Source organism: Pseudonocardia tropica (assembly GCF_040105315.1).
Classification (GTDB): Bacteria; Actinomycetota; Actinomycetes; order Mycobacteriales; family Pseudonocardiaceae; genus Pseudonocardia; species Pseudonocardia alni.
Genome location: NZ_JBEDNP010000012.1, coordinates 145,211 through 159,169 on the forward strand (window position 1 = coordinate 145,211; position 13,959 = coordinate 159,169).

Genomic DNA, 13,959 nt, shown 5'->3' on the forward strand with positions numbered 1-13,959 from the left:
GCCGGTGATCGCGGCGGGTGAGGGGATCGGTGCCACATCCGGCACCGATCCCCTCATTCGCGACGATCACCGATCGCACGTGTGACGGCTCCGGGCCGATCGGCCGTGGTGGGCCGGCCCGTCCGCCACCCTGCGCCGATGACCGATCTGGAACGCCTCCTGGTGCGGCAGGGCGGACTCGTCACCCGTGCCCAGGCGATCGCCTACGGTGTCCCGGCCCGGACGGTGGCCCGGCGGGTGTCGTCGGGTGCCTGGCGGGAGCGGTTCCCCGGGGTGTACCTGGTCGCCGGGCACCGGGCCACCCCGGAGACCCGGGTCCGGGCGGCCTGGCTGTGGGGCGGCGCCCGCAGCACCGTGACCGGGCAGGCGGCGGCCTACTGGCAGGGGCTGCGCCCCGGCGCCCCGGCCGAGGTGCTGCTCGCCGTCCCGCCGACCGTCCAGCGGGGCAGGCAGCCGGCAGTCCGGCTGCGTCGGCGGGCACTCGACCCCGCCGACCGGGTCGTCCACCGCGGGATCGTCACGACGGCGCTACCGCTGACCGTGCTGGAGACCTCCGCCGAGCTGGACGGCGCCGCCGCCGCGATGTTCCTCGACCGGGCCCTGCAACGGTGGGTCTCGTTCGCGCAGCTGCACGAGGCCTACTGCCGGGTGGCCGGAACCCGGGGTATCGGCCCGGCCGGGCGGCTGCTCGTCGCCGCGGGGGACCGGGCCGACTCCGCCCTGGAACGTCGGCTCCTGCGGCTGCTGCGCGAGGCCCGGCTGCCCGGGCTCGTGCGCGCGGTGCCGTTCGGGCCCTGGACGATCGACCTCGCCTTCCCCGCGGTGCGGGTGGCGGTAGAGGTCGACGGGTGGGCCTGGCACAGCGACCCCGAGCGGTTCCGCACCGACCGGCGCAAGCAGAACGCGCTGGTCGCGGCCGGATGGACGGTGCTGCGGTTCACCTGGTCCGACGTCCACGACCGGCCGGCGGAGACGGTGGGGCGGATCCGGCGGGCCGTCGGTGATCGCGCCGCCTGAGGGGTTCGGTGCCACATCCGGCACCGAACCCCTCGCGGACGACGATCACGCGGCGGCGCTCAGTCCTCCCTGACCTGGGTGCCCGGCTTCGCCGTGACCGGCTCGTAGGAGTCCGGGCCCAGCACCTCGCCCGAGGCCAGGATCCGGATCTCCCCGGTCTGCACCAGCACCGGCGGGCCCGCCGCGACGACCGACGGCGCCGACGGCCGCCCGGGGGCGAACACGTTGAAGAACAGGTTGAGCAGCACCGCGACGATCGCCGCCGAGCTGATGCCGGAGTGGAAGATCGTCGCGAACCAGTCCGGGAAGTTCGCCCAGAAGTCCGGCGACACCACCGGGACCAGGCCGAACGCCACCGACGCCGCGACGATCACCATGTTGTTGGTCCCGCGGTACTCGACGGCGGCGAGCGTCCGGATGCCGCTGGCGGCGACCGTGCCGAACAGCACGATGCCCGCCCCGCCGAGCACCGGCTGCGGGATCGCCGAGAACACCGCGGACGCCATCGGCGAGAGCCCCAGCACGAGCAGGAGCAGCCCACCGGCCGCGACGGCGAACCGGCTCCGGATCCCGGTCAGCGCGACGAGCCCGACGTTCTGGGCGAACGCCGTCGCCGGGAAGGAGTTGAACACCGGCGCGACCACCGAGGCGGCCATGTCGGCGCGCAGCCCGTCGCCGACCCGGCGCGCGTCCACCCGGGTCTCGACGACCTCGCCGACCGCGAGGATGTCGGCGGTGGTCTCCACCATGATCACCAGGACCACGATGACCATCGAGACGGTCGCCCCGACCGTGAACAGCGGGGTGCCGAACGCGAACGGCGCGGGCAGCGCGGCGACGCTCGCCGCGCCGACGCCGGAGAAGTCGCTCAGCCCGGCCACCAGCGCGACGACGGTCCCGACCAGCAGCCCGAGCAGCACCGACAGCCGCGACAGCACCGCGATCTTCCCGGCGACGACCACCACCAGGAACGTGAACCCGGCCAGCGCGATCGAGGGCAGCGCGGCGAACTCGGGGTTGGGCACCGTCGCCCCGCCCACGGTGACCGTCTCCCGGCCGGTGATCCAGCCGGTCGCCACCGGCATCAGCGACAGCCCGATGACGGTGATGATCGACCCGGTCACCACCGGAGGGAACAGCCGTACCACCCGCGCGAAGAACGGGGTGATCAGCAGCCCGACCGCGGCCGCGACGATCACCGCGCCGTAGACGGTGCGCAGGCCGTCGGTACCGTCGTCGCCGACGATCGCGATCATCGTCGACACCGAGGCGAACGAGGTGCCCTGCACCAGCGGCAGCTGCGACCCGAAGAACGGCAGTCCGAGGGTCTGCAGCAGGGTGGCGAGCCCGCTGACGAACAGCCCGGAGGCGACGAGCACGGCGCTCTGCGCGGGGGTGAGCCCGGCCGCGCCGCCGATGATGATCGGTACCGCGATCACGCCGCCGAACATCGCGAGGATGTGCTGGACGCCGTAGCCGATCGTCGGCCCGATCCCGAGCCGTTCGTCCTCCGGACGTACTGCCTGTTCCGTGCTCATGGCGGATCCCCTCGCTGCGGTGACGGGTCGGACGGTGGCGGGTCAGACGGAGGACGGGACGTCGGTCCACGCCTCCGGTGCCGGGGTCACGCCGTCGCGGACGACGGTGCCCTCGATCAGGCCGTAGGGGCGGTCCGCGGCGTGGAAGACCTCGTTCGGGTTCTTGAGGCCGAACGGCGACAGGTCGGACAGGAAGTGGTGCTTGTTGGGCATCGCGAACCGGATCTCGGCGACGCCGTCGCAGGCCTCGATCGCGGCCCGGCCCATCTCGTAGAGCGACTGCTGCAGCGCGAGCGAGTGGGTGGTGGCGAACGCCGACAGCATCGCCGCGCCGATCGCGTCGTAGGCGCCGTCGAAGTCGATCCCGGCGGCGACGGCCTCGGGCAGGTAGCGCCAGCGTGCGGTGACCGAGGTTGCGAGGATGCGGTCGTCGGTCTCGACGAGGGTGGTGTACCGGTCGCGCGGGAAGCCGTGGAACTCGCTGCCGGTGGACTTCAGCACGGTGAGGTCCTTCAGCCCGGCGGTGACGTGGGTGGCCCCGCCGGTCTTCTGCACGGTCGCCAGCCGGGTGGCCCGGCCCTTCCGGACGAACGAGTGGTCGTGCCCGGCGCCGTCGACGACGATCCGCTCCCACTCGTACAGCTCGGCCTGCCAGAGCCCGCCGGTGATCCAGTCGAACTCGCCGGTGAAGTGGTCGCCGAGCAGCAGCAGGAACTCCTCGGGCGAGGTGATCCCGTACTCCTTGGCGAAGGCGTGGACGACGTTCTTCTGGGTGTCGGTGGCGACGACCTTGGAGTTGTCGCCGCTCAGGTAGCTGCTCTCGAGCGCGGCGCCGCGCAGCTGGCTGGTCACGTTGAGGTCGGTGATCTCGTGCCGGGCGGTGTCGCGCACGACCCGCACCACGCGGACCTCCGCCTTGCCGTACTTGTTGTCGCCGAGGTGGACCGAGACGGACATGATCAGCTCCCGAGGTAGGTGGAGTAGGAGTAGGGCGACAGCAGCAGCGGGACGTGGTGGTGGCGGTCGGTGCGCTCCGGGCGGAACGCGATCGACACCTCCGGGAAGAACGGGCTCGGCGTCGTGAACGTGATCCGGTGCAGGACCCCCGCGGTGAGCGCGGCGGACTCCGGGGCGCGCCAGCGGCCGTCGTCGTCGGTGGTGCCCGACGCCAGCACGGTCCCGTCGGCGCCGGTCAGGATGACCGGGACACCGGTGGCCGGGCGGCCCGCCGCGGCGTCGAGGACGTGGGTGGAGAAGCTGCTCATGCCAGCACCTGCCGCATCCGCAGCGCGGTGATCTCGGCCAGCTGCCCGGCGGCCTCGGCGCGCTCGGCGGCCGGGTCGTTGCCCAGCCTGCGCTCCAGCTCGGCGAGGATCTGCCCGGCGTCGCGGCCCGCGGCCCGGATCAGGAAGACGTGGCCGAACCGCTGCTCGTAGGCGGCGTTGCCGGCGGCGAGCCGGGCGGCGGTGTCCGCGCCGCTGTCCACACCGGACTGCTCGGAGCGGGAGAACGCGGCGCCGTCGGCGTGGGCGCCCCCGGGTCGCTCGCCGATCCGGGGGTGCCCGGCCAGCGCGGCGTCGATCTCGGCGCTGTCCAGGGCGAGGACCGCCTTCTCCGCCGCGGCGACGGCGTAGTCGACGCTGCCGTAGGGGCGCCCGGCCAGCAGTCGGTCCGCCCACACCGGCGAGGTGGCGCAGGCCCGCAGGGCCGGGCGCAGCTCGTCGGGCGGGGCGGTGTTGAGACGGTCGAGGGTCAGGTGGTCCGGCATGGGTCCTGCTTCCGTGCTCGTTCCGGGAGATTTCACGATGCGGAATCGTGGTTCCGAAGTGTCATCAGTGTTGGTTTCGCAACGGGGAGGTGTCAAGGGTCACTCGGTCGAACGGCTCTACCGCGTCCCGCCGGGGCGGCGGACCATCTCCTGGCATGACAGGCGAGACGCTCACCACCGGATGGGAGCCGGGCGCCCCCGTCGGGGACAGCCTGGCGCGCCGGTTCGTGCACGCCTACGCCGACCGGACCGCCGCCATGGCGGCCCGGGCCGGGGGACGGGTGCGACGGGTGGCCGGTGCCGTGCTGGCCGACCCGGCCTCGCCGTTCGGCTACGACAACGCCGTCGTCCTCACCGCCCCGCCGGACCCCGGCGACCTGCCCCGGGTGCTCGACGAGGCGGCCCGCTTCTTCCCGCCGCACCGCTGGTGGGTGCTGCTCTCGCTGTTCGCGCTGCCCGACCCGGCCGGGTACGGACTGGTGCGGGTCGGCCACCCGCCGCTGATGTTCCGCCCGCCCGGCCCGCTGCCGCCGTCCCCGCCCGGTCTGGTGATCCGGACGGTGCCCGACGCCGACCCGGCCGACTTCGAGCGCGTCCTGGTCGCCGGCTACGGCCTCGCCGAGGTGGGGCGGCCCGCCGTCGCGGACCCGCGGCCGGGGGACCTGCTGCACCTCGTCGTCGGGTACGCCGGGGGTGAGCCGGTCGCGACGGCCGGTGCGTGCGTGGGCCACGGTGTGGTCGAGGTCGACTGGGTCGCGGTGCTGCCCGGGCACCGGGGTCGAGGCTTCGGCGGGGCCGTCACCGCGGCCGCCTGCGCGGTCGCGCCGGAACTGCCGTCGCTGCTGATCTCCAGCGACGACGGTCACCCGGTCTATCGCAGGCTGGGCTACTGGGACCTGTTCCGCACGACGATGTGGGAGCACCCGCCGTCCTGACCGACCGCTCAGCGTCCCGCCCCCGCCCGTCCCACCGGCCCGCCGGACCGTCCCGGCCGACCACCGTGACCCCTCCGGCGCCGGGACGCACCCGTCGTGCCCGGATCGTCACGCAGTCGTCCCGGTCGGGCCGCCGCCCGTCACGCGACGCCCGGATCCTCCGGTTCGTCCCGGTCGGGCGTCACGCACTCGTCACCCGACGGCAACCGGCGCCGCCGTTGCGGAACGCAGCATTCCTCAGCGGTGGCCCCACCGACCCGGCCACCGCGGGGGCATCGGATGACTCAGGAGATGAACCGGCCGGCACCGGTGGCGCCGGAGGCCGGGGCCGCGCGCGAGACGCTGGAGGACTACACGCTCCGGTTCGCGCCGCGCAGCTACCGGCGCTGGTCGCCCGGGGTGGTCGGGGTGACCGCGCTGGGCGGCATCGCCTACCTCGCGGACTTCGCGATCGGCGCCAACATCGGCATCGCCTACGGCACGACGAACGCACTGTGGGGCATCGCGGTCTTCGCGCTGGTCGTCATCGCGACCGGGCTGCCGCTGGCGTACTACGCGGCCCGCTACAACCTCGACCTGGACCTGATCACCCGCGGCAGCGGCTTCGGCTACTACGGCTCGATCCTGACCAACGTCATCTTCGCGACGTTCACCTTCATCTTCTTCGCCCTCGAGGGCTCGATCATGGCCCAGGGCCTGCAGCTGGGCCTCGGCGTCCCGCTCTGGGCCGGCTACGCCGTCTCCACGGTGATCATCTTCCCGCTGGTCGTGTACGGGATGTCGCTGCTGTCGACCCTGCAGGTGTGGACGACGCCGCTGTGGCTGGTCCTGATGGTGCTGCCGTTCGGCTACCTGCTGGTCGCGCACCCGGACTCGGTCTCGACCTTCCTGGCCTACCAGGGCGAGGACGGCCTGGGAGCACCGAGTCTCGGCTCGGTCATGCTCGCCGCCGGGGTCTGCCTGTCGCTGATCGCCCAGATCGCCGAGCAGATCGACTACCTGCGGTTCATGCCGCCCAAGACGCCGGAGAACGCGCGCCGCTGGTGGGCCGCGACCCTGCTCGCCGGGCCGGGCTGGGTGCTGTTCGGTGCCGCGAAGCAGGTCGTCGGGCTGTTCCTGGCGGTGTACCTGATCGCGCACGTCGCCGACGGTGCGACCGTCGCCAACGAGCCGGTGCACCAGTTCCTGTCGATCTACTCCGACCTGATGCCGGGCTGGCTGGCGATCACCCTGGCCGTCGTGCTGGTCGTCATCAGCCAGATCAAGATCAACGTCACGAACGCCTACTCCGGCTCGCTGGCCTGGACGAACTCCTTCACCCGGATCACCGGGACCTACCCCGGCCGGCTGGTGTTCCTCGGCGTCAACCTGGTGATCGCGCTGGTGCTGATGGAGGCGAACATGTTCGACTTCCTCAACACGATCCTCGGGTTCTACGCCAACATGGGCATCGCGTGGATCGTCGTCGTCGCCACCGACATCGTCGTGAACAAGTACCTGCTGGGGATCTCGCCGAAGGTCCCCGAGTTCCGCCGCGGGATGCTCTACGCGGTCAACCCGGTCGGGTTCGGGTCGGTCGTCCTGGCGGGCGGGCTGTCGATCGCGGCGTTCTTCGGGTTGCTGGGGGAGGCGCTCGCGCCGTTCTCGCCGCTGGTCGCGATCGTGCTCGGCGTCGTCCTGCCGCCGGTGATCGCCCTCGCCACGCAGGGCCGCTACTACCTGCGCCGTACGGACGACGGCATCGACCTGCCGATGTTCGACGAGCACGGCAACCCCTCGGACGCGGTGCTCGGCTGCCACGTGTGCGGCCAGGACCTGGAGCGCCCGGACATGACGGCCTGCACCGCCCACGACGCGCACGTCTGCTCGCTGTGCCTGAGCACCGACCGGGCGCAGGAGCATGTGCTCCCGGCCCAGGCGTGATCACCACCGGTGAGGGGATCGGTGCCGGACGTGGCACCGATCCCCGCACCGGTGCCGATCACCGACCGGGCCGAGGCGTCGCCGCGGCGACCGCCCCGGCCAGCCGCCGGGCGGTGGTGACCGCGTCGTGGCCGACGGCCGTCGCGAGCATCCCGCGCACGGCCAGGGGGGACAGGCTCCACCCCTCCCCGCAGGCCGGGGACACCGGCTCGCCGCCGGGGCCGATCACGACCTCGGTGCCCAGCACCCGGTGCCCGGCCAGGTGGGCGGGGGAGACGTCGAGCAGCGGGTCGCCGATCTCCTGGGTCTGCACCAGCAGCGGGCGACCGTCCTCGGTGACCCGGACGGTGCCCCGGTAGCGGCCGGCACGCTCGCCGGTCCGCCCGGCGACGAGCACGTCACGGGCGTGCAGCGTCGCCGTCGGGGCCAGCCGCACGTCCAGCACGGTCCCGTGGTCGGCGCGGGCGGTGACCACCGTCGGCTCGGGGCGGTAGGTCAGCGACCCGCCGTCGGCGACGGTGGCGCGCAGCACGGTGCGGCTCGGTCGTCCCGCCCCGGGCAGCGCGACGGCGGCGGCGACGCCGGTCAGCACCAGGTGGGCGCCGGGGCCGACGGTGACGGCGAGCTCGACGTCGTCGCCGGCCAGCGGGGTCGACGCCGACCCCACCAGGTGCACGACGGCCTCGGGGCACGCCGCCCCGGCCACCCCGCGCCGGGGCACCAGGGCGAGCGGGGCCTGCGCCCGCAGCGCCGTCACGACCGTGCGGCCCTCCCGCACCACGACGTCCAGCTGCGCGCAGGCCCGCACCTCAGACCGTCGCCCGGAGCGCGGCGACCTGCTCGCACACCCACGCCCCGACCTGCGCGGCGCCCGGGTCCTCGACCAGTGACTGCGCGATCACCGGCAGCTCCCCGCGGATCCGCGCGGCGTCGCCGGTCATCACGCCGAGGTCGGCGCCGACCAGCGGGGCCAGGTCGGTCTTGTTGATCACCAGGAGGTCGGCGGTGGTGACGCCCGGGCCGCCCTTGCGGGGCACCTTGTCCCCGCCCGCGACGTCGACGACGAAGATCTGCCGGTCCACCAGCCCACGCGAGAACACCGCGGTGAGGTTGTCCCCGCCCGACTCGACGAGGACCAGGTCGAGGTCCCCGAACCGCTCCTCCAGCAGCTCGACCGCGTCGAGGTTGGCGGTGATGTCGTCGCGGATCGCGGTGTGCGGGCAGCAGCCCGTCTGCACCGCCTCGACCCGCTCCGGGGGCAGGACGGCGTTGCGGCGCAGGAAGTCCGCGTCCTCGGTGGTGTAGATGTCGTTGGTGACCACGGCCAGGCGCACCCGCCCGGCGAGGCTGCGGGCCAGCGCCGCGACCAGCGCGGTCTTGCCCGAGCCGACCGGGCCGCCGATGCCGATGCGCACGGCGCGGCCGCCGGTCGGGACGGGTGCGTGGTGGTCGTGGTCGGCGACGGTCGGGTCGAAGCTGATCACGTGGCCGTGACCGTGCCCGCCCTGCTGGTCGTGCCGGTCGGGTTCAGGAGGCAAACAGACGCACCCTCTCGCGGTGGTGGTGGACGTGGGACTCGGCCATGAGGTCGAGCACCGGCGCACCGGGCGCCGGGAGGTCCTCGGGCGGGCCGGCCGCCAGGGCGGCGGCCTCGTCGACGACGGCGGCCAGGTCGTCGCCGAGCGCGACGATCGCGGCGTTGACGGCGAACGGGTCCAGCCCGAGCAGCCGCACCGCCGCCGACGCCGGTCCGGAGACGGCCAGGTAGGCGACGCAGCGCGCCGCGGCCGACGGCGGCTCCCCGGTCGCGCCGACCACCGCGCCGGTCAGCAGCGGGTGGTGCGGGCGGGGGTGGGCGGTGAGCAGGGCGCCCAGCACCGGCGACGGCCACGCCGCCCGCACCGCCCGCAGCGACGCCCGGCCCTGGGCCCGGGAGGCCTCCCGCTGCGCCGCCGAGGGGGTGCGGGCGTCGAGCGCGGCGTCCAGGGCCGCCCAGTCCGCGGTCGCGACGAACCAGCGGCGTTCCGCCGGACCGTCACCGTCACCGTCGCCTCCGGCCGGGCCCGGACCGGCCGGCACCGGACCGGCCGGCACCGGGTGCGCGCGGGCGGCCCGGTCGGCGGCCGCCGCGGCGGCGCAGGCGGCGACCCGGCCCGCGGTGCGCAGCCGCCCCCGCAGGAACGCGTGCAGCGAGGTGAGGTCGGTGACCAGGCCGCGCTCGGCGGCCTCCTCCAGGCCGCCGGAGTGCACGTGCCCGCCGCCGGGGAACCGGGCGTCGGACAGGACGAGCGAGGCGAGCATCAGAACAGGAAGTACCGCTGCGCCATCGGCAGCTCGCTCACCGGGGCGGGCTCGACGACGGCGCCGTCGACGGTCACGGTGAACGAGTCCGGGTCGACCCGCACGTCCGGGGTGGTGTCGTTGAGCACCATCGCCGCCTTGCGGACCGAGCGGGTGTCGGCGACCGGCACCGCGGGCGTCGCCAGGCCGAGCCGGTCGGGGACACCGTCGGCCAGCGCGGAGGGCGCCATGAAGGTCAGCGAGCCCAGCGCGGCGGGGGTGTGGGCGTAGCCGAACATGGGCCTGCCGTACACCGGGCCCGGGGTCGGGATGGAGGCGTTCGCGTCGCCCATCTGCGCCCACACCGCGAACCCGCCCTTGAGCACGACCTCGGGGCGCACCCCGAAGAACTTCGGCTCCCACAGCACGAGGTCGGCGAGCTTGCCGACCTCGACCGAGCCGACGTGCTCGGCCGCCCCGTGCGCCAGCGCCGGGTTGATCGTGTACTTCGCGACGTAGCGCCGGGCGCGCAGGTTGTCGGCGCGGTCGGAGTCACCGGGCAGCGGCCCGCGGGCGGCCTTCATGACGTGTGCGGTCTGCCAGGTGCGGATGACGACCTCGCCGATGCGGCCCATCGCCTGGGAGTCCGAGCTCATCATCGAGATCGCGCCCAGGTCGTGCAGCACGTCCTCGGCGGCGATCGTCGTCGGGCGGATCCGGGACTCGGCGAAGGCCAGGTCCTCGGGCACCGACGGGTTCAGGTGGTGGCACACCATGAGCATGTCGAGGTGCTCGTCGAGGGTGTTGACGGTGTGCGGACGGGTCGGGTTCGTCGACGACGGCAGCACGTGCGCGGTGCCGACGACCTCGATGATGTCCGGGGCGTGCCCGCCGCCGGCGCCCTCGGTGTGGAACGCGTTGATCGAGCGGCCGTCGATCGCGGCCAGGGTGGACTGCAGGAACCCGGCCTCGTTGAGGGTGTCGGTGTGGATCGCGGCCTGCACGCCGGTCTCCTCGCACACCCGCAGACAGGCGTCGATCGCCGACGGGGTGGTGCCCCAGTCCTCGTGCAGCTTGAACCCGCCCGCCCCGGCGCGCAGCTGCTCGTGCAGCGCCCCGACCGAGACCGTGTTGCCCTTGCCCATCAGCAGCAGGTTGACCGGCTGGTGGTCCATCGCCTGCAGCATCCGGGAGATGTTCCACGGGCCGGGCGTCACGGTCGTGGCCTTGGAGCCGTCGACCGGGCCGGTGCCGCCACCGAACAGCGTGGTGACCCCGGAGGCGAGCGCGGTCTCGACCAGTTGCGGGCAGATCAGGTGCACGTGCGCGTCGATCGCCCCGGCGGTGAGGATGCGCCCGTTGCCCGACAGCACCTCGGTGCCGGGCCCGATCACCAGCGCCGGGTCGACCCCGTCCATCGTGTCCGGGTTCCCGGCCTTGCCGATGCCGACGATGCGGCCGTCCTTCACCCCGACGTCGGCCTTCACCACGCCCCAGTGGTCGAGCACGACGGCGCCGGTGATCACCAGGTCCGGGCAGTCCGCGGCCGGGACGGCCGCCTGACCCATCGACTCCCGGATCACCTTGCCGCCGCCGAACATCACCTCGTCGCCGGACGCCGGGCCGCGCGAGCGGTCCTCGGTGACCTCGATCAGCAGGTTCGTGTCGGCGAGCCGGATCCGGTCCCCGACGGTCGGGCCGTACAGGTCGGCGTAGCGCGCGCGGTCGATGCTCACTGCTCGTAGCTCCGCTCGTCGAGGGCGCCGGCCCGTTCCGGACGCAGGCCGGGGACCCGGCGCGCCCCGGCGATCGGCACCAGCGTCACCTCGCGCTCCACCCCGGGCTCGAACCGCACCGACGTCCCGGCGGGCACGTCGAGCCGGTGCCCCCACGCGGCGTCGCGGTCGAAGGACAGGCCGGGGTTCGCGGCGGCGAAGTGGTAGTGCGACCCGACCTGCACCGGGCGGTCCGCGGCGTTGACGACGGTGAGCACGACCCGCGCGCGGCCGGGGTTGAGCTCCACCGGCTCCTCGCCGACGAGGATCTCGCCGGGGGTCACGCGATCGGCCCGTGGACGGTGACGAGCTTCGTGCCGTCCGGGAAGGTGGCCTCCACCTGCACCGAGTCGAGCATCTCCGGGACGCCGTCGAGGACGTCGTCGCGGGTCAGGACCTCCCGGCCGCTGCTCATCAGCTCGCTGACGGTGCGGCCGTCGCGGGCGCCCTCCACGACGTGCTCGGTGATCAGGGCGACCGACTCCGGGTAGTTCATCCGCAGACCCCGCTCGCGACGCCTGCGGGCGACGTCGGCGGCGACGTGGACGAGGAGCTTGTCGCGCTCGCTCGGGCTGAGGTGCATGCCCCGCATTGTCTCCGGTCCCGGGTTGCGACCGGATTGCCGGGAGGTTCCGAACGGAGTCCCGCCGGGGGCCCGATGTCCGGGTCAACTGTCGGAACCTACGAAAGCCCCGCGACGAGCGGCCCGGGGTTCGTCGGGGACGGCGGTGCCGGGCGGTCCCGACCCGGGCGCATGGTGATGCAGGTCGCAATCCGGCCCCCTCCGCGCGCCCTGCCCCGTCACACCCTCCGGCTCCCATCGAGGTCACCGATGCGCCTGCGCCGATCCACCAGCCGATCCACCAGCCGATCCACCCGCCGCACCACCGATCCCGCCCGCCCCGTCCACCCGGTCGACCGGGTGCCGCCCGCCGGACGGCTCGCCGTCTACGGCGTGCAGCACGTGCTGGCGTTCTACGCCGGCGCCGTCGTCGTGCCGATCCTGCTCGCCAATGCCATCGGTCTCGACGAGCGCCAGCTCATCCACCTGATCAACGCCGATCTGTTCACCTGCGGCATCGCCTCGATCCTGCAGTCGGTCGGGATCGGCCGGATCGGGGTGCGGCTGCCGCTGCTGCAGGGCGTCACGTTCACCGCGGTCTCGCCGATGATCGCGATCGGGCTCGCCGCGGGTGGTGGCACCGCCGGGCTCACCACCATCTACGGCGCGGTGATCGTCGCCGGGCTGGTCACCTTCCTCGCCGCGCCCCACGTCGCGCGGCTGCTGCGGTTCTTCCCGCCGGTCGTCACCGGCACGGTGATCACCGTGATCGGGCTGGCGCTGCTGCCGGTCGCCGCGACCGACGCCGTCGGCGGCGCGAACGCCCCCGACCCCGGCAACCCGCTCCACCTCGGGCTCGCCCTCGGCACGCTCGCGGTGATCGTGCTGATCCAGCGGCTGTTCCGCGGCTTCCTCGCCACCGTCGCGGTGCTCGCCGGGCTCGTGCTCGGGACGCTCGCCGCGGTGCCGTTCGGGCTGGTCGACCTGTCCGCGGTGGGGGAGTCGGACTGGGTCGGGGTGACCACGCCGTTCCACTTCGGCTGGCCGCAGTTCTCGATCGCCGCGATCCTGTCGATGATCGTCGTCATGATGATCACCGCGGTCGAGACGACCGGCGACGTGATCGCGACCGGCGAGATCGTCGACCGGAAGGTCGGCCCGGACGACGTGGCCCGCGCCCTGCGCGCCGACGGCGTCGCCACCACCCTGGGCGGGGTCCTCAACTCCTTCCCCTACACCTGCTTCGCCGAGAACGTCGGCCTCGTCCGGCTCACCCGGGTCTCCAGCCGCTGGGTGGTCGCCGCCGCGGGCGGCTTCATGATCCTCGTCGGGCTGGTGCCGAAGGCCGGGGCGCTGGTCGCGGCGGTGCCGCACCCGGTGCTGGGCGGGGCGGCGCTGGCGATGTTCGCGACCGTCGCCGTCGTCGGGATCCAGACGCTGTCGCGGGTCGACTTCCGTGACCACCGCAACGTCGTCGTGGTCGGGTCCGGGCTCGGGGTCGCGTTGTTCGTGACCGTGCAGCCGGACGTGGCGCAGGCACTGCCTGAGTGGGCGGGCATCGTGCTCGGCTCCGGGATCACCGCGGGCAGCGTCGTCGCGATCGGACTCAACCTGCTGTTCTTCCACACCGGGCGCCGCCGCGGCGCCGCCCCCGCGACGGCCGGCGGGGACACCGTGACCGTCGACCGGCTCGCCGCCGCCGACGCCGGTGAGTTCGCCGCGGTGCTCGGACGACTGTTCGAGGGCCCGACCGCGGTGCCCGGGCGGGTGCACGCCCGCGGCCCCTTCACCGACGCCACGGCGCTGCGCGCCGCGGTGCAGGACGAGCTGTTCGCCGCGCCGCCCGAGGAGCAGCGGGCGCTGATGGGCCACTACCCCGATCTGGGCGGTCTGGTGGGCACCGGTTCCGTCGCCCCGGCGTCCGCCCACGACGGGGGCACCGCGACCACGGGCGCCGGCGCGGCGGCACTGCGCGACCGGGCCGGTCTGGCCCTGCTCGACGGCGACGACCGCGCCGAGCTCGGCCGGCTCGCCGCGGCCTACCGGGAGCGGTTCGGCTTCCCGCTGATCGTGTGCCTGCGCGACGCCGGGGACCGCGGCGCCCTGCTCGCGACCGCGCGGCGCCGGCTCCCGCCCCCCCCCCCCCCCCCCCCCCCCCCCC

Annotated in this window: 14 protein-coding genes; 4 read left to right on the plus strand and 10 right to left on the minus strand. The window is 74.2% G+C overall.

Going from position 1 to position 13,959, the window contains the following annotated elements; translation table 11 throughout:
* Positions 1 to 138: 138 nt before the first annotated feature.
* Positions 139 to 1,017 carry a PDDEXK-like endonuclease domain-containing protein gene (locus WHI96_RS20290; protein WP_345645027.1) on the plus strand — a complete coding sequence of 293 codons (879 nt, stop codon included), beginning with the start codon at positions 139 to 141 and terminating at the stop codon, positions 1,015 to 1,017.
* A gap of 59 nt (positions 1,018 to 1,076) precedes the next feature.
* Here WHI96_RS20290 and WHI96_RS20295 read toward each other — a convergent pair whose 3' ends face one another.
* The 4 genes from WHI96_RS20295 to uraD are packed head-to-tail and all read right to left on the minus strand — an operon-like array spanning position 1,077 to position 4,323.
* Positions 1,077 to 2,555: a nucleobase:cation symporter-2 family protein gene (locus WHI96_RS20295; protein ID WP_345645030.1), complete on the minus strand. Its 1,479-nt coding sequence runs from the start codon at positions 2,553 to 2,555 to the stop codon at positions 1,077 to 1,079.
* Positions 2,556 to 2,597: 42 nt separating this feature from the next.
* A complete protein-coding gene (gene pucL, locus WHI96_RS20300; protein WP_345645033.1) occupies positions 2,598 to 3,512 on the minus strand; it encodes a factor-independent urate hydroxylase in 915 nt (304 codons plus the stop codon).
* A gap of 2 nt (positions 3,513 to 3,514) precedes the next feature.
* On the minus strand, positions 3,515 to 3,820 hold the full coding sequence (locus WHI96_RS20305; protein WP_345645036.1) for a hydroxyisourate hydrolase: 306 nt from the start codon (positions 3,818 to 3,820) through the stop codon (positions 3,515 to 3,517).
* A complete protein-coding gene (gene uraD / locus WHI96_RS20310) occupies positions 3,817 to 4,323 on the minus strand; it encodes a 2-oxo-4-hydroxy-4-carboxy-5-ureidoimidazoline decarboxylase (RefSeq protein ID WP_345645039.1) in 507 nt (168 codons plus the stop codon). Before uraD ends, WHI96_RS20305 begins: the two co-directional genes overlap by 4 nt.
* 155 nt (positions 4,324 to 4,478) lie before the next feature.
* Here uraD and WHI96_RS20315 point away from each other — a divergent pair, with 155 nt between their 5' ends.
* Positions 4,479 to 5,258, plus strand: a complete 780-nt coding sequence (locus tag WHI96_RS20315) for a GNAT family N-acetyltransferase (RefSeq protein WP_345645041.1) — start codon at positions 4,479 to 4,481, stop codon at positions 5,256 to 5,258.
* Between the two features lie 291 nt (positions 5,259 to 5,549).
* Positions 5,550 to 7,181 (plus strand): purine-cytosine permease family protein, encoded by a 1,632-nt coding sequence (locus WHI96_RS20320; protein ID WP_349302429.1) that lies wholly within the window; start codon positions 5,550 to 5,552, stop codon positions 7,179 to 7,181.
* A gap of 58 nt (positions 7,182 to 7,239) precedes the next feature.
* Here WHI96_RS20320 and WHI96_RS20325 read toward each other — a convergent pair whose 3' ends face one another.
* Genes WHI96_RS20325 through WHI96_RS20350 form a run of 6 tightly spaced genes read right to left on the minus strand, consistent with a single transcriptional unit; the run spans position 7,240 to position 11,819 of the window.
* Positions 7,240 to 7,989 carry an urease accessory protein UreD gene (locus tag WHI96_RS20325; RefSeq protein ID WP_345645047.1) on the minus strand — a complete coding sequence of 250 codons (750 nt, stop codon included), beginning with the start codon at positions 7,987 to 7,989 and terminating at the stop codon, positions 7,240 to 7,242.
* Between the two features lies 1 nt (position 7,990).
* Positions 7,991 to 8,719 (minus strand): urease accessory protein UreG, encoded by a 729-nt coding sequence (ureG, locus tag WHI96_RS20330; protein WP_345645050.1) that lies wholly within the window; start codon positions 8,717 to 8,719, stop codon positions 7,991 to 7,993.
* The gene (locus WHI96_RS20335; RefSeq protein ID WP_349302431.1) at positions 8,709 to 9,485 is read right to left on the minus strand and encodes an urease accessory protein UreF; all 777 of its coding nucleotides are present in this window, start codon (positions 9,483 to 9,485) and stop codon (positions 8,709 to 8,711) included. Before WHI96_RS20335 ends, ureG begins: the two co-directional genes overlap by 11 nt.
* Positions 9,482 to 11,197, minus strand: a complete 1,716-nt coding sequence (locus WHI96_RS20340) for an urease subunit alpha (protein ID WP_345645053.1) — start codon at positions 11,195 to 11,197, stop codon at positions 9,482 to 9,484. The genes WHI96_RS20335 and WHI96_RS20340 overlap by 4 nt, the downstream gene beginning before the upstream one ends.
* Positions 11,194 to 11,520 carry an urease subunit beta gene (locus WHI96_RS20345; protein WP_345645057.1) on the minus strand — a complete coding sequence of 109 codons (327 nt, stop codon included), beginning with the start codon at positions 11,518 to 11,520 and terminating at the stop codon, positions 11,194 to 11,196. The genes WHI96_RS20340 and WHI96_RS20345 overlap by 4 nt, the downstream gene beginning before the upstream one ends.
* The gene (locus WHI96_RS20350; protein ID WP_345645060.1) at positions 11,517 to 11,819 is read right to left on the minus strand and encodes an urease subunit gamma; all 303 of its coding nucleotides are present in this window, start codon (positions 11,817 to 11,819) and stop codon (positions 11,517 to 11,519) included. Before WHI96_RS20350 ends, WHI96_RS20345 begins: the two co-directional genes overlap by 4 nt.
* Positions 11,820 to 12,068: 249 nt before the next feature.
* On the opposite strand from WHI96_RS20350, the gene WHI96_RS20355 reads away from it, so the two are divergent.
* Positions 12,069 to 13,959: solute carrier family 23 protein (locus WHI96_RS20355; RefSeq protein WP_349302430.1), on the plus strand; the 1,891-nt coding region annotated here is incomplete at its 3' end.

Excerpts from the sequence above, each read along its gene's own strand:
- WHI96_RS20290 (WP_345645027.1), top strand. The coding sequence starts at position 139 with ATGACCGATCTGGAACGCCTCCTGGTGCGGCAGGGCGGACTCGTCACC.
- WHI96_RS20295 (WP_345645030.1), bottom strand. The coding sequence starts at position 2,555 with ATGAGCACGGAACAGGCAGTACGTCCGGAGGACGAACGGCTCGGGATC.
- pucL (WP_345645033.1), bottom strand. The coding sequence starts at position 3,512 with ATGTCCGTCTCGGTCCACCTCGGCGACAACAAGTACGGCAAGGCGGAG.
- WHI96_RS20305 (WP_345645036.1), bottom strand. The coding sequence starts at position 3,820 with ATGAGCAGCTTCTCCACCCACGTCCTCGACGCCGCGGCGGGCCGCCCG.
- uraD (WP_345645039.1), bottom strand. The coding sequence starts at position 4,323 with ATGCCGGACCACCTGACCCTCGACCGTCTCAACACCGCCCCGCCCGAC.
- WHI96_RS20315 (WP_345645041.1), top strand. The coding sequence starts at position 4,479 with ATGACAGGCGAGACGCTCACCACCGGATGGGAGCCGGGCGCCCCCGTC.
- WHI96_RS20320 (WP_349302429.1), top strand. The coding sequence starts at position 5,550 with ATGAACCGGCCGGCACCGGTGGCGCCGGAGGCCGGGGCCGCGCGCGAG.
- WHI96_RS20350 (WP_345645060.1), bottom strand. The coding sequence starts at position 11,819 with ATGCACCTCAGCCCGAGCGAGCGCGACAAGCTCCTCGTCCACGTCGCC.